General features: G+C 64.9%; 13 protein-coding genes, 1 tRNA gene and 2 pseudogenes. 9 read left to right on the top strand and 7 right to left on the bottom strand.

The window, feature by feature from the left end; translation table 11 throughout:
* Positions 1–57 precede the first annotated feature (57 nt).
* Positions 58–597: an HD domain-containing protein gene (locus tag ACFYOW_RS06465; RefSeq protein WP_387285069.1), complete on the top strand. Its 540-nt coding sequence runs from the start codon at positions 58–60 to the stop codon at positions 595–597.
* Positions 598–652: 55 nt separating this feature from the next.
* Positions 653–737: transfer RNA gene (locus ACFYOW_RS06470), tRNA-Leu, on the top strand.
* A 236-nt stretch (positions 738–973) separates the two neighbouring features.
* Here the strand turns inward: ACFYOW_RS06470 and ACFYOW_RS06475 are convergent.
* Positions 974–1,350: pseudogene (locus ACFYOW_RS06475) on the bottom strand (acyl-CoA dehydrogenase family protein); the annotation flags it as partial.
* A 35-nt stretch (positions 1,351–1,385) separates the two neighbouring features.
* On the opposite strand from ACFYOW_RS06475, the pseudogene ACFYOW_RS06480 reads away from it, so the two are divergent.
* A pseudogene (locus ACFYOW_RS06480) lies at positions 1,386–2,110 on the top strand (acyl-CoA dehydrogenase family protein).
* A gap of 135 nt (positions 2,111–2,245) precedes the next feature.
* Here the strand turns inward: ACFYOW_RS06480 and ACFYOW_RS06485 are convergent.
* Positions 2,246–2,731 (bottom strand): peptidylprolyl isomerase, encoded by a 486-nt coding sequence (locus ACFYOW_RS06485; RefSeq protein WP_387285071.1) that lies wholly within the window; start codon positions 2,729–2,731, stop codon positions 2,246–2,248.
* 1,029 nt (positions 2,732–3,760) lie between these two features.
* The gene (locus ACFYOW_RS06490) at positions 3,761–4,624 is read right to left on the bottom strand and encodes an SDR family oxidoreductase (RefSeq protein ID WP_387285073.1); all 864 of its coding nucleotides are present in this window, start codon (positions 4,622–4,624) and stop codon (positions 3,761–3,763) included.
* 87 nt (positions 4,625–4,711) lie between these two features.
* Between ACFYOW_RS06490 and ACFYOW_RS06495 the strand changes: the two genes are divergently transcribed.
* Together ACFYOW_RS06495 and ACFYOW_RS06500 are read left to right on the top strand one after the other, a co-directional pair.
* Complete coding sequence (locus ACFYOW_RS06495; RefSeq protein ID WP_387285075.1) at positions 4,712–5,452, top strand: TetR/AcrR family transcriptional regulator; 741 nt, start codon at positions 4,712–4,714, stop codon at positions 5,450–5,452.
* A 310-nt stretch (positions 5,453–5,762) separates the two neighbouring features.
* The gene (locus ACFYOW_RS06500) at positions 5,763–5,942 is read left to right on the top strand and encodes a hypothetical protein (RefSeq protein WP_387285077.1); all 180 of its coding nucleotides are present in this window, start codon (positions 5,763–5,765) and stop codon (positions 5,940–5,942) included.
* Positions 5,943–6,059: 117 nt separating this feature from the next.
* On the opposite strand, the gene ACFYOW_RS06505 is transcribed toward ACFYOW_RS06500, so the two are convergent.
* Entirely contained in the window at positions 6,060–6,932 is an 873-nt protein-coding gene (locus ACFYOW_RS06505) for an alpha/beta fold hydrolase (RefSeq protein WP_387285079.1), read from the bottom strand.
* 97 nt (positions 6,933–7,029) lie between these two features.
* Here ACFYOW_RS06505 and ACFYOW_RS06510 point away from each other — a divergent pair, with 97 nt between their 5' ends.
* Positions 7,030–7,446: a winged helix-turn-helix transcriptional regulator gene (locus tag ACFYOW_RS06510; RefSeq protein ID WP_387285081.1), complete on the top strand. Its 417-nt coding sequence runs from the start codon at positions 7,030–7,032 to the stop codon at positions 7,444–7,446.
* A 386-nt stretch (positions 7,447–7,832) separates the two neighbouring features.
* On the top strand, positions 7,833–8,114 hold the full coding sequence (locus ACFYOW_RS06515; protein WP_387285083.1) for a DUF4870 domain-containing protein: 282 nt from the start codon (positions 7,833–7,835) through the stop codon (positions 8,112–8,114).
* Positions 8,115–8,480: 366 nt separating this feature from the next.
* On the opposite strand, the gene ACFYOW_RS06520 is transcribed toward ACFYOW_RS06515, so the two are convergent.
* The gene (locus tag ACFYOW_RS06520) at positions 8,481–9,086 is read right to left on the bottom strand and encodes a TetR/AcrR family transcriptional regulator (protein ID WP_387285085.1); all 606 of its coding nucleotides are present in this window, start codon (positions 9,084–9,086) and stop codon (positions 8,481–8,483) included.
* A gap of 92 nt (positions 9,087–9,178) precedes the next feature.
* Between ACFYOW_RS06520 and ACFYOW_RS06525 the strand changes: the two genes are divergently transcribed.
* Together ACFYOW_RS06525 and ACFYOW_RS06530 are read left to right on the top strand one after the other, a co-directional pair.
* Positions 9,179–10,027 carry an alpha/beta fold hydrolase gene (locus tag ACFYOW_RS06525; protein ID WP_387285087.1) on the top strand — a complete coding sequence of 283 codons (849 nt, stop codon included), beginning with the start codon at positions 9,179–9,181 and terminating at the stop codon, positions 10,025–10,027.
* 32 nt (positions 10,028–10,059) lie between these two features.
* The gene (locus ACFYOW_RS06530; RefSeq protein ID WP_387285089.1) at positions 10,060–10,938 is read left to right on the top strand and encodes an alpha/beta fold hydrolase; all 879 of its coding nucleotides are present in this window, start codon (positions 10,060–10,062) and stop codon (positions 10,936–10,938) included.
* Between the two features lie 4 nt (positions 10,939–10,942).
* Here ACFYOW_RS06530 and ACFYOW_RS06535 read toward each other — a convergent pair whose 3' ends face one another.
* Together ACFYOW_RS06535 and ACFYOW_RS06540 are read right to left on the bottom strand one after the other, a co-directional pair.
* Positions 10,943–11,992, bottom strand: coding sequence for an LLM class flavin-dependent oxidoreductase (locus ACFYOW_RS06535; protein WP_387285091.1), 1,050 nt, complete (start codon positions 11,990–11,992; stop codon positions 10,943–10,945).
* A complete protein-coding gene (locus tag ACFYOW_RS06540) occupies positions 11,992–12,498 on the bottom strand; it encodes an SRPBCC family protein (protein ID WP_387285093.1) in 507 nt (168 codons plus the stop codon). The genes ACFYOW_RS06535 and ACFYOW_RS06540 overlap by 1 nt, the downstream gene beginning before the upstream one ends.
* Positions 12,499–12,591 lie beyond the last annotated feature (93 nt).

The raw sequence follows: 12,591 nt of genomic DNA on the forward strand, positions 1-12,591 counted from the left end.
ATCGCCGACATACTGGTCTAGACCATTACGCCTAGTGATCGACAGATTGGGGTCGAGGTGCCCGTCACAACCATCGTCGAATTGCTGAACCTGCTGGCCGGATGCGCCGACGTGTGGGATATGCCCGACCGCAGCGGCGACCCCGTCGACATCCTGGACCACGATCTGCAATGCGCAGAGCTGCTGCGCCGATCCCATCCGGACGACGAGGAACTCCAACTCGCCGGACTCCTGCACGATATCGGCCACAAACTCGTCCCCGGCGACGATGCGGGCCACGGCAAACACGGCGCGGACGCGATCCGCGCACTACTCGGCGACCGGGTCGCCCGACTGGTCGAACTCCACGTCGTCGCCAAGCGCTACTTGGCCGCCACCGACACCGCCCACACACTGTCCCCCACCAGCCGACGCACCCTGGTCGCCCAAGGCGGACCGATGACCGAGACCGAAATCGCCGAATTCCGAACCGATCCCGACTTCACCGCCGCCATCGCCCTCCGCCGCGCCGACGACGCGGGCAAGGTGGTCGGCCTTCGAGTCGCCTCCGTCGAGTCCTGGCGTCCAGTGATCGAACGCGTCGCCCGCACCCGCTGACCCAACCGATTTCAACACTTCCCCACCCATCCGTTACCCTTGCTCAGCAACACCGGTCCGGGTGGCGGAATGGCAGACGCGCTAGCTTGAGGTGCTAGTGCCCTTTATCGGGCGTGGGGGTTCAAGTCCCCCTCCGGACACAGACAGTTCGTCACGTCACCCGTTCTACCTGCGGTTATGCAGGATGGGCGAGTGACGGCGTCGAGCCGAATCAATGCAGAACCACAGGTGGTAGCCCTGTGGGGGTTCAATTCGGGTTCAGCTGAGAGAATCCTGAGAAACCGGCACATCAGTCCGGCGAATCATGGACAGTCATATCACGGAAGTCTTTCCAACTCTGCGGATATCGGTCGAGGTCCTTCACGCGATCTGGGATACGGCCCGGATCGGTTTTCGCCACGATGATCAGCAGATCGCAGGGAGTTCCGTTGGAGATGAACGTCTTCGAGCTGTTGATCACGTAGTGGTCGACGTCGCGGATCGCTGTGGCGCGCACGCCCTGCAGGTCCGATCCGGTACCCGGTTCGTTCATGGCGATGGCCATCACCAGTTCGCCGGTGATGGCCTTCGGCAGCCAGCGCTGCTTCTGCTCCTCGGTGGCGTAGGCGGCCAGGTAGTACGCGCAGATGGTGGAGTGGATGCCGAAACCGGTCGCGAACGACGTGTCGCGGGCCAGTGGGGCTTCCTCAGCGACGATGCCTCATGGCCGAAATCACCTCCGCTGCCGCCGTATTCCTCGCCGATCCCGAGGCCCTGAAAGCGTCGCCATCCGCACCGCCGATGGATTCGTGGTCAACGGCCGCAAGCGTTGGATCACCAATTCGATTGTGGCCGACTGGGTCTGCCTGCTCTGCCGCGACGGCGGCACCGACGACGCCACCATGCTGCTGGTCGAGATGCGCGGACCCGGCGTCACCGTCGGCGACCCCGGCCTGAAGATTGGCCACCGCGGGCAGATCACCGCCGACATCGTGTTCGAGAACGTCGCGGTGCCCGCCGGCCACGCACTCGGTGAGCCCGGCCGCGGCCTGGCCACCGCGCTCGCCTCGCTCGCGGCAGGCCGGGTCGGCATCGCCGCCGCCCGGTGTGGGTGTCGCACAGGCGGCCCTGGGCCTGGCCGTGCAACGCCTGCACTCCCGCGTCCTGTTCGGCAAGAACTCGGCGAAATGCAGTACTGGCAGTACAAACTCGCCGAACGCGCCACCGAACTCGAAACCGCCCGCGCCATGTACCAAAAGGCCGCCGTCCGCCTCGACCGCGGCGACCGCTCCGGCGAACTCGAAGCCTCCATGGCCAAGTCCTACGCCACCCGCCTGGCCAACAACCTAGCCCGCGACGCCCTGCAAACCACGGCGGCTACGGCTTCGCCCGCCAGATCTCCGCCACCGACGAAACCCACCGTCTCGAAGAAATCTACCGGGACGCCAAAACCCTCGAAATCTTCCAAGGCGCCAATGAAGTCCTGCAATGGGTCATCGCCCGCCACCTCATCGGCCGCGACATCACCGGGTGATCGCATACCGAACAATTCGGCTTTCCAACCGAATTCGTGCCGCTACCATCTCAAAGACCCGCTGGAGGCCCGATTCCTCTCGGGCATACCAACTTTCACCGATGCGGCGTAATGTGATCGGCGGCACGACGGACGTCAGTGCTCGTGGTCGTCCGGACCGTGCGGGTGACCGTGCGCGAGCTCTTCGTCGCTCGCATGACGGACGTCGACGATCTTGACGGTGAAGTGCAGCCGCTGCCCGGCCAGCGGATGGTTGGCGTCGATGGTCACCTCGTCACCGTCCACCCGGCGGACGGTGACAATCTGCGATTCGCCGTCCGGCGACTCGGTGTGGAACTCCATCCCGGCCTCGAGTTCGTCGGCTCCTTCGAACATGTCCCGATCCACCGTGTTCACCAGCTCGGCCAGGTACTCGCCATACCCGTCCTCAGGCTCGACCACGACAACCACCTCGTCGCCGGTGTCCTTGCCCACAAGCGCCCTTTCCAACCCCGGCACAATATTGTCCGCCCCGTGCAGGTAGACCAGAGGCGCGTCGCCGACGGACGTATCCAGCACCTCGCCGTCGTCGGCGGTCAAGGTGTATTCGATGGAGACGACCTTGTCAGCGGCGATCGACATGGCGGTAAACCTTTCGCAGAGGGATGCGGACCGCGCAAATGTATCCCGACAGAGATCGCATACCGGTTTCACCATGCTCTCGAGACGACCGACGTCCGCGCGGAAGTCCTCGGGCGCGACTGTGCTCGACGACTGGGGCTTCGGGTCCGCGCGGTTGCTGCTGTAGAACACCGACCGGGGCCAAAGCCAACCCGGACCCGCCCGGCCCTCCATCACCCGGGCTGCGCCTACCTCGCGCAATTCGGCGAGCACGGCCGGGCGGTCAACGAACCATGGTGCGAACTGAGCGCACCCCATCTGTCCGGCCCATCTCGGGTGTCGATCAGCCCCTGACTTCTTGTAGATCGCTGCCGAGCATCGGCTGTGCATCCACCCCTGCCGGCCTTCGAAGCGAAAGGCGCGGCCTGCCATGACGAGGGTAGGGCCTGGCAGACCCGATCCTGCGATTCATCACCGGCCGCGCCGCACACGGCTTGGCCGCACAGCTCGCCGAATGATGCGCCCGACCGAGATCGTCGCGACCGGCCGGCGGAGGAGCCAGCCACATCCGGTCGCGGTTTCCTGCTGCCTTTCGGCCGCCGGCGTTCGCTTCTCGGGCCACGACGGTACTCACTGGTCGAGTGCGTCCTCGACCGGCGTCTGCCGTCGTGCAACGGCCGGTCTCTGCCCCCTGCCAACTGCTATCCATCGACAAGGTCCGCTTTACGAGACATCAACGAAGGTTCACGCGATTCACCTGTCCGGCCCTGCCCTTGGCCCCGGATGGCACGAGAGCCCTTCGGCGTTTCCCTGAGCTGCGCACCCTGCGGTTACCAGCAACGCACATCAGAGCGGGGCCGGGCCACGAGCACGAGCCCGAAACTCACACAGCCGAAACCAAATTCGGCCCTCCTATCCGCGAGTTCACTCGCATCGTGTGACCTCGTGTCGCAACGGCATTAGCGGATATTCGTCCCGGAGTTCAGTGCTGACGGTGGAGCGGGCAGCGGCTCCGCTCGAAGGACGCAGGCCCTCAGTAGCGCAGAGCTATCAGCTCGCCGACAACGCCTCGCGCAGAACCGTGTCGAAACCGGTCGGCTCGCGGCCGATCAACTTCGCCAATGTCGGGTCGACCGTGGCGAATTCACCGGCCCGGCTAGCAGCGAAGATATCCACCATCATGTCCGCCTGCGCGGCCGGGACGCCATAGCCCGCCATCTGGTGCCGGAATTCCTCGTCGGATACGGTGACGCGCTTGATGGTTCGGCCCGTGAGCTCGGCCGCAAGGGCGGCAACCTCGTCGAAATCGATGGCCCGCGCTGCGGTCAATGGCGGTGTGGGACCGTCGAATCGGCCTTCCTCGGTAAGGATCGCCGCGGCCGCGTCGGCGAGGTCGACGTGCGCGGTCCAGCTAACCGCCCCATCCGCGGGCAACACGAGCTCTCCGGTCTCGGCGGCCCGCCCGAAGAACCGCACTGCACTGGCAGCGTAGAACCCGTTGCGGAGCGAGGTGAACGGAACACCGCAGGCCCGCAGCGCTTCCTCGTCGACGGCGTGGTCGCGACAGGGCTCGAACCGCGAGTCCGGGCTGGCACCCATATGGCTGGTGTAGAGGATGCGGCGTGCGCCCGCCGAGACGGCGCCGTCGATGGCAGCCCGGTGCTGTCGGATGGCCTCCGCACCGAGCTTGTCGACCGACACGAGGAGCACCTGGCTAGCACCTTCGAAAGCGTGGGACAGGCTGTCCGGGTCGGTGAAGCTGCCCTGTCGCACCCGTACTCCACGGTCGGCCAGGTCCCGCGCCTTTCGCGGGTCGCGAACGCTCACACCCACCTGGTCGGCGGGCACTCGCATCAGCAGGCTCCCGACAATCCGACGGCCCAGCAGCCCGGTGGCTCCGGTCACGATGATCATGCTGTTCTCCATCCCAATTCCATTGGAAACGTCAATGCGTTAACAGTGATACTTTCATTGGAAACAGTCAAGCGTTATCGTTGATTCATGACATCGCCCACGCCACACAGGAACGACACCGTCGAACCCGACGGCACGGCGTCGACTCGCGAACAGCACCGGCAACGCGTCATCGAAGCCGCCGCCGACCTACTCGAGCGCGCGGGTCGCGATGCGGTGACCACTCGCGCAGTCGCCGACGCAGCAGGGTTGCAACCACCGGCGATCTACCGGCTGTTCGGCGACAAGGACGGGCTGCTGGAAGCGGTGGCGGAGTACGGTTTCGCGAAATTCGTCGCCGGCAAACACGTCGACCCAGACCCGGCCGACCTCATCGAAGACCTCCGGGCCGGGTGGGACCTCGCGGTCGAGTTCGGCCTGTCCAACCCCGCGCTCTACACCCTCATGTACAGCGAACCCGCCGGCACCAAGTCAGCCGCATTCCAGGCCGGACTGGAAATCCTGCGCGGACGGGTCCGTCGCCTCGCCGCAAGCGGCTGGTTACGTGTCGACGAACAACTCGCGGCCGGGATCATTCACGCCACCGGCCGGGGCGCGGTCCTGACCTGGCTGTCCCTGCCGGAAGCCAACCGCGACCCGGCCCTGCTCACCGCCCTCCGAGAGGCCATGGTCACCGCCGTCACCAACGAACACCCGGCCATCCAAGACACCGGCCCGGCCGGCGCGGCCCGCGCCCTCCGCGCCACCCTCCCCGACGAAACGACACTCACCACCGCCGAACAACACCTCCTCCGAGAGTGGCTCGACCGTCTCGCAGGTGACCACTGACCCCTCGACGCACCAGCAGGCCGCCCCGGAAGGCTGGTGACAACCAGCGCCTGCATGTGACAAATAGAACCTGTCGGCACAAACCGTAGTCCGTGTCCGCGACCCAGTCCGATGGTGCGAACCTCAGCGTTACCAGCCTCGACGGTGCGAACCTCACCAACATCTACTACGACAACACCACACGATGGCCGGACGGGTTCACTCCACCGAAAAGCCGCCAAACCCCCTAGCCAAACCACCTGGCTCGGTGGGGTCGGCCTGGGTTGGCGAGGATGACGAGAAGGCTCACTACACTCGCACTATGGGGTGCTTGGCAACATGGGCGGAAGAGCTGGCGCGTACACAACTCGCGTCATCGCTACCGCGCCGATGGGCGCACGTTCAAGGTGTGGCCAGGCAGGCCCGGCTGGCCGCCGAGGTGGTCGCCGACGCCGACGAGTTGGTTGCCGCCTGCTTCTCCGACGATCGGTGCGGCAGGCCACGGAACTGAGGCGCGGCAGCCTCACTCATTGGAGGAGAGCGGCACGAGGTCACGAAGCGACGCCGATGCTGCCATCCAGAACGTCTTTCTATGCCGATTACCGTGTCCGCTGATGCGGTTGCGTGGTCAGGCGGGTCGTTCGGCGGCGAGGAAAGGCATCATGAGGTCGAGCAGGTCGTGCGGCCTGTCCAGCGGGATGATGTGACCGCAATCCGGAATGACCTGTCCCGCGAGGTCATCGGTGATGGGTCGAAGCTGCCGCTCCAGCGCGTCGCCGACGGGGTGGGCGCCGATTGCCAGGGTGGGTGTGGTGAGCCGGTTGGCCGCCACGGCGAGATCGAGCTGGTGGGCGCTGGTCGGCAGTGCGCGGTAATAGGAGAAGGCGCACCGTAGGGCGTCATCTCCGGTGTAGGCATCGACAAACGCGTCGTGGATATCTGCCCGCACACCCCGGCCGCGGGTTCCAGTGGTGAGAAACCATTCGATATACCGCGCCTCGTGGCCGAGCAGGACCGTTTCGGCGAGACCGGGGACGGCGTGGAATCCGAACCACCACGGCGGACCTGCGGCGAGGAAGTCCTCGGCGCCGGGGAGCCTGCCCAGCAGTGCCTCCATGACCACCAGCCGTCGTATCCGGTCGGGGTGGCGCAGGGCAAGCAGAACCGCGACCGGGGTGCCGGCATCGATCGCGACCACGGCCGCGGTGGGTTCGCCGAGGGCATCGAGGATCCCGGCGATATCGGCGGCCAGCGCGCCAGCGTCGTAGCCGTCCGACGCACGGGTGGTGGCGCCGAACCCGCGTAGGTCCGGGGCGATGATCCGGTAGTGCTCGGACAGCGGGCCGATGATCTCGCTCCACAGTCGCCAGGTGTGCGGAAAACCGTGCAGCAGAACGATCGCGGGGCCGGAGCCGGCAACGGCGACGTTGGCACGGATTCCGTTGGTCTCGATCTGGCGCAGCTCGATAGGGGCGGTGTGGAGCGGTGGCGTGTGGGCCATGGGACCTCCGTATGGTTACCATTAGTTACCAGGAAACGGTAGGTAACGTCAGTTGCGCTGCCAAGAAGGCACTTTGACTACAGGTGGTGAGGTCCAGGTGACTACTCGATCAGCGCACGCGAAGACGCCGGTTCGCGGTGATCTGTTCGATTGCCAATGCCCGACACGTCAGTTGCTGGACCGCATCGGCACAAAGTGGACGTCGATGGCGGTCAAGGTCCTCGCGCAGGCCGCTCCTGGCGAGGTGCGGTTTGCCGAACTGCGGCGGCGGATGCCCGGTGTATCCCAGAAGATGCTGTCGGTGACCCTGCACAATCTGGTCCGGGACGGTCTGGTCATCCGTCGAGTGGAGCCGACAGTGCCACCGCGCGTGCACTACCGGCTCACCGAACTGGGCTCATCCCTGGAGATCCCCCTGGCGGCGTTGCGCACCTGGGCCGAGGATCACATGGCCGAGATCGACTACGCCAACACCGTCAACGACGCACAAGCCGACCCAACCGCTACCAAGTAGCTTCCCAACACCCGCTCATAGCCGCATACCGCGCTGATCGAACCGGCCGGAGCGGGGCAGGCGACCTGCAGGTGGCTGTATCGATTCGAGGCCGACCGAACACACCGCTGCATGACGATGACCCGTGCAGCGCCCCTCGCGCGGAGACCGACTCGGCTACTCTGCGGCTTTTTCGGTGCTCGATTGTGTAATGAGCCATCACCCAGGCGTTTCGAGGCCGTCGGCGGTCGTCTCGTCGAGACAACCACGTCCAGGATCCCGGTCGCCGGCTGGCCCGGACCTGTGGGTTCGTGCTGAAACCTGGGATCGGTAGGTGACGCGCGCGGCGTCTACTTACCTCATGACATCTTCTCAACCTCCCACGAACCAACCGCAGCCCGCCGGGCTTGGACAAAAAGACCAGCGCGATCCTGTCGTACGCGCTGGGGTGGCTCACCGGAATCATCTTCCTATTCGTGGGAAAGAACGATCCCGATGTGAAATTCCATGCCTCGCAATCGATCGTCTTCTTCGGGGCGGTCTCGGTGGTCAATATTGTTCTGAGCATCGTCGGCTCGCTGCTTGGAGTCCTGGGGATCATCTTCAGCCTCGCCGGACTCGCAGTCGCGGTCTTCGCGGTCGTCGTCTGGATCATGGCCATGGTCCAGACAAACAACACCCCCCCGTAGGACAGAAGGACAGCCGTCAAGCGGTGATCGGCCACGGATACGCATTCTGCATGGACAGGAATCAGATTTCGAGATCCTGCTCGAGGTAGCCATACGACGTTCCCAGAAATCGCGCATATGCGAGAGCCCAAGGTGTCGGTCGAGGTCCTCCTTCGATCGCCACACCTCGTAGAAGAAGCCTCCGGACAGCGCACCCTCGTCAGCGTGGTCGAAGATCCTTCCAACATGGCGCCGCTCGGCCGCTATCAGAGGGTTCAGGCGTCCGATCGAGTTCGAGGCCGAACGGAAAGTGATCCACTACCGCTGCCTGCGCTCGGGACGTGGTGGTCCCACGCTACGGGTGGTCGTAGGCGACTAACACCGAGGTCAGGCAACGTCGCGCGTCGCTTGGTTTATCAGCGCCTCGGCTGTTGTCCGAGCATGCGCCCAGGGCGCCGGATCATTGAGCGAAGTGGACAATGCCGCTGCGCCCTCGTAGAGGAGGGCGAGCTGGCTGCCCAGCAGCTGCGGGTCGGCGGCGTCGGCTTGTCGGGCCAGTTCGGTGAGTCCGTCGATGTAGTTCCGCTTGTGTGCGTGGACGATGTCTTGTACGCCGGGCATGGCCTCGGCCGCTTCGACAGCCGCGTTGTGGAACGGGCAGCCGCGCATCGGCGCATCGGCGGCATCCGGACTGTCGAACAAAGCGAGCAGCCGCGCTCGCGGGTTCGAATCGGAGTCCGACGGTGGCGGGTCCGTGAGGTTGCCCGCGGCTTGTCGTAGCATGCGCAAATACTCCTCCACCAACGCGGTCTTGCTCGGAAAGTGTTGGTAGAGAGTCCTTTTCGACACCGAGGCTTTGGCCGAAATCAGTTCGACACCGGTGGCGTTGATGCCCTCGTTGTAGAACAGCTCCGCAGCCGCGTTCAGGATGCGTTGACGCGCGCCACGCCCTCCCCGACGCGTCGTTTCCTGGGTACCGGTGAGCGAAGTCATGAGCCAAGTATACCGATCTGTTTACAAGCTGAGCATGGTCGAGTACCGTCAACGCCGAAAGTACACCAATCGGTTTACAACAGGAGGAAGTCATGACGCGTGCGAGCGGCACCTTGTACAAAGATGCGCCGACGAAATCCGTGCAGGTCGGCACAACACGGTTCGCCTACCGCGAGCTGGGTCTCGAAACCGGCGTACCGGTGATCTTCTTGAATCATCTGGCCGCCAACCTGGACAACTGGGATCCCCGAGTGGTCGACGGCATTGCGGCGAAGCACCGCGTGATCACCTTCGACAACCGCGGCGTCGGCGCGTCCGAAGGCACGACGCCGGATTCGATCGAAGCGATGGCAGGAGATGCCGTGGCCTTCATACGCGCATTGGGCTTCGATCAGGTGGACCTTTTGGGGCTGTCGATGGGAGGCTTCGTCGCGCAGGTGATCGCTCGCGAGGAGCCGGGACTGGTTCGGAAGGTGATCCTCGCGGGAACCGGTCCGGCGGGAGGTGAAGGCATCGTCAACGTGACCTCGTTGACCTACCGTGACACCTTCAAGGCGGTCGCCACTTTCAAAGATCCCAAGGAGTATCTGTTCTTCACCAGAACCGCGCACGGCAAGTCGGAGGCTCGGGCGTTCGTGAAGCGTTTGCAGGAACGCACCGTCGACCGCGACAAGTCAATCGCACTGCGCGCCTTTCGCACTCAGCTCAAAGCCATCCATGCCTGGGGCGCACAGGAGCCCTCCGACCTGAGTCGCATCCAACACCCTGTTCTGGTGGCCAATGGTGACGATGATCGAATGGTGCCCACCAGCAACTCTTTCGACTTGGCACAGCGTCTGCCGAATGCGACGCTGCGGATCTACGCGGACGCGGGGCACGGCGGCATCTTCCAATATCACGACAGGTTCGTCGGGGAGGCACTCGAATTCCTGGCATCCTGAGAACCGGCCGCGCCGACCAGGAGATCGACTGTATGTTCAGCGAATTCACCACCCACGACATCGATGTCGGGGGCGTCCGTATCCATGCTCGCGTGGGCGGCGAGGGGCCACCGGTGCTGCTGCTACACGGCTATCCCCAGACCCATGTGATCTGGCGTGAGGTGGCAGCGGCGTTGGCCGAGTCGCATACCGTTGTCGTATCCGATCTACGCGGGTACGGCGACTCGGCTAAGCCTGCCTCTGAAACCGATCATTCGTCCTACAGCAAACGTGCGATGGCCGCGGACCAGGTCGGATTGATGGCAGCCTTGGGGCACAACCGTTTCGCGATCGTGGGTCACGACCGCGGCGCCCGAGTCGCCCATCGACTCTGCCTCGACCATCCCGAGCGGGTCGAACGAGCCGCGGTCCTCGACATCGTCCCGACCCGCCATGTTTTCGCGAACGTGGACCGCGCCTTGGCAACCGTCTACGACCACTGGTTCTTCCTCGCCGAGGAACCCGATCTGCCCGAGGTTCTCATCGGCGGTGCGCCCGAGTACTTTCTGCGCCGGAAACTCGAGCAATGGTCCGGTCCTGGTGCGGTATTCGAGGAGGAGGCGGTGGCGGAGTACGTGCGCTGCTTCAGTGACCCCGAGGCGATCCGGGCGAGCTGTGAGGATTACCGCGCCGCGGCCTCCATCGATCTCGAACACGACGAGGCCGACGCCGCGGCAGGCCGCCGGATCACCTGTGCGCTGCTGGTTCTGTGGGGTGCGCGCGGCTTCGTCGGAACCCGCTACGACGTGGTCGAGGTATGGCGGCAGTATGCCGATGATGTTCGTGGACACGGTTTGGACTGCGGGCATTTCGTCCCGGAGGAAGCCTCCGAGCAGACCATCATCGCGTTGCGCGAGTTCCTGTCGAACTAACCTGCTAGGAAATATCCCGCACGATCTCGATCGCTCTGGCCAAGGTGGACAGTCTGGCGTCCAACGTGTCCCCGGCCGGATAGAGCCGGACGGTATCGACACCGGCATCGCGCCAATCGTGCAACCGACTGCGCACCATGGATTCGGTGCCGATGAGCGTGGTGGCGAGCACCATCTCATCGGTTACGCGTTCAGCCGCGCCGTCACGGTCTCCGGACTGCCAACGTTCGCGCACCTCGGCGGCGATCTCGGCCCAGCCCTGCCGACCGTAGGCCTGATTGTAGAAGTTGGTCGACGCCGATCCCATGCCCCCGAGGCTGAACGCCAACTCCTTCTTTCGCCCGGCCACCATCTGGCGCAGCGCATCCTCGTCGGGTGCGAACGCCACCTCCGCACCTTGGCAGATATCCAGATCGGCCCGGGACCGCCTACCGCGAGCCAACCCCTCGTCCAGGTAGCGGAAGTAGGCGTCGGCCGCGCCCTCCGGCACGAAACTGGTGCCAAGCCAGCCATCGGCGATCTCGCCGGTCAGCCGGAGCATGGCAGGCGACAGTGTGGCGAGATAGATGGGGATCGGATGGTCGGCCCGCATCGAGAGGCGCATCGGCACCGCCTCACCGCCGGGCAAGGGGATCCGGAACTCGGTGCCGGAGTACGAGATCTTGCCGCCCTCGAGTACCCGGCGCACAATCTCCACTGTCTCCCGCATCCGGGCGAGGGGCCGGGCGAACGGCACTCCGTGCAAGCCCTCGATTACCTGCGGACCGGACACACCCAGACCGAGCAAGAACCGACCGCCGGAGAGGTTGGACAAGGCGATAGCCGTCTGCGCCACCGCAACCGGCGTGCGGGTACCGATCTGCATGATCCCGGATCCGAGCAGCATCCGCTCCGTGCGCGCCGCGTAGTACCCCAGGGCCGATGGCCCATCCGACCCCCACGCCTCCGCGACCCAGCAGATGTCGAGTCCGAGTTTTTCCGCCTCCACCATGAAGTCGACCTGTTCCGACCACCGGCCCCCGCCGGATGCCTCGATTGTCGTCGCAGTACGCATCACGCTTCCGCCAGCTTCTTGATGTGCTCCAGCGTGCTGGTGATATTGCGTTCGAACTCCCGCATCCGCACGAACACGATCTTCTGTTCCTTCTCCGGCATCTGATCGATCGCCAGCGATAGACCCGAACGCGCCGGGCCCATCTGCATCCACTGCGACAGCTCCGTTCCCCCGTCCCCGGGTTCGAGTCGGAACCGCCAGACGGCAGTAGGGTTTTCCGGATCCTCGACCGCCCACGCGAATACCCGCGGCGGGTCGCATTCGATGATGTGCGAGGTGGTCGCCCACTCCCCCAGTGCATCGTGCTTGCTGCGGCCGATGAATCGCGCACCGACGACCGGGCCGGTCGGTTCGTCGATCCACTCGACCGACTGGAGCTCATCGCTCATGTCGGGCATCGACTCCACCGCGGACACCACCGCCCAAACACGCTCCGGCGGGGCGTCGATCCAGATGCGTACCTCCACCGTCGGTGTGTCGGCGTAGCGTGCGCCAGTCCACTCCATCGCGGGACCTCCTTCTCGGCAAAATGTGCCAACCGTGCGAGGCCGGTGGCTCGCGGTATCCGACACCGACTTTCACGACCCATCCTCCGCCGC

The sequence above is a fragment of the Nocardia sp. NPDC006982 genome, assembly GCF_042869435.1.
GTDB lineage: Bacteria > Actinomycetota > Actinomycetes > Mycobacteriales > Mycobacteriaceae > Nocardia.

Excerpts from the sequence above, each read along its gene's own strand:
- ACFYOW_RS06485 (WP_387285071.1), bottom strand. The coding sequence starts at position 2,731 with ATGTCGATCGCCGCTGACAAGGTCGTCTCCATCGAATACACCTTGACC.
- ACFYOW_RS06490 (WP_387285073.1), bottom strand. The coding sequence starts at position 4,624 with ATGATCATCGTGACCGGAGCCACCGGGCTGCTGGGCCGTCGGATTGTC.
- ACFYOW_RS06495 (WP_387285075.1), top strand. The coding sequence starts at position 4,712 with ATGACATCGCCCACGCCACACAGGAACGACACCGTCGAACCCGACGGC.
- ACFYOW_RS06505 (WP_387285079.1), bottom strand. The coding sequence starts at position 6,932 with ATGGCCCACACGCCACCGCTCCACACCGCCCCTATCGAGCTGCGCCAG.
- ACFYOW_RS06520 (WP_387285085.1), bottom strand. The coding sequence starts at position 9,086 with ATGACTTCGCTCACCGGTACCCAGGAAACGACGCGTCGGGGAGGGCGT.
- ACFYOW_RS06525 (WP_387285087.1), top strand. The coding sequence starts at position 9,179 with ATGACGCGTGCGAGCGGCACCTTGTACAAAGATGCGCCGACGAAATCC.
- ACFYOW_RS06530 (WP_387285089.1), top strand. The coding sequence starts at position 10,060 with ATGTTCAGCGAATTCACCACCCACGACATCGATGTCGGGGGCGTCCGT.
- ACFYOW_RS06535 (WP_387285091.1), bottom strand. The coding sequence starts at position 11,992 with ATGCGTACTGCGACGACAATCGAGGCATCCGGCGGGGGCCGGTGGTCG.
- ACFYOW_RS06540 (WP_387285093.1), bottom strand. The coding sequence starts at position 12,498 with ATGGAGTGGACTGGCGCACGCTACGCCGACACACCGACGGTGGAGGTA.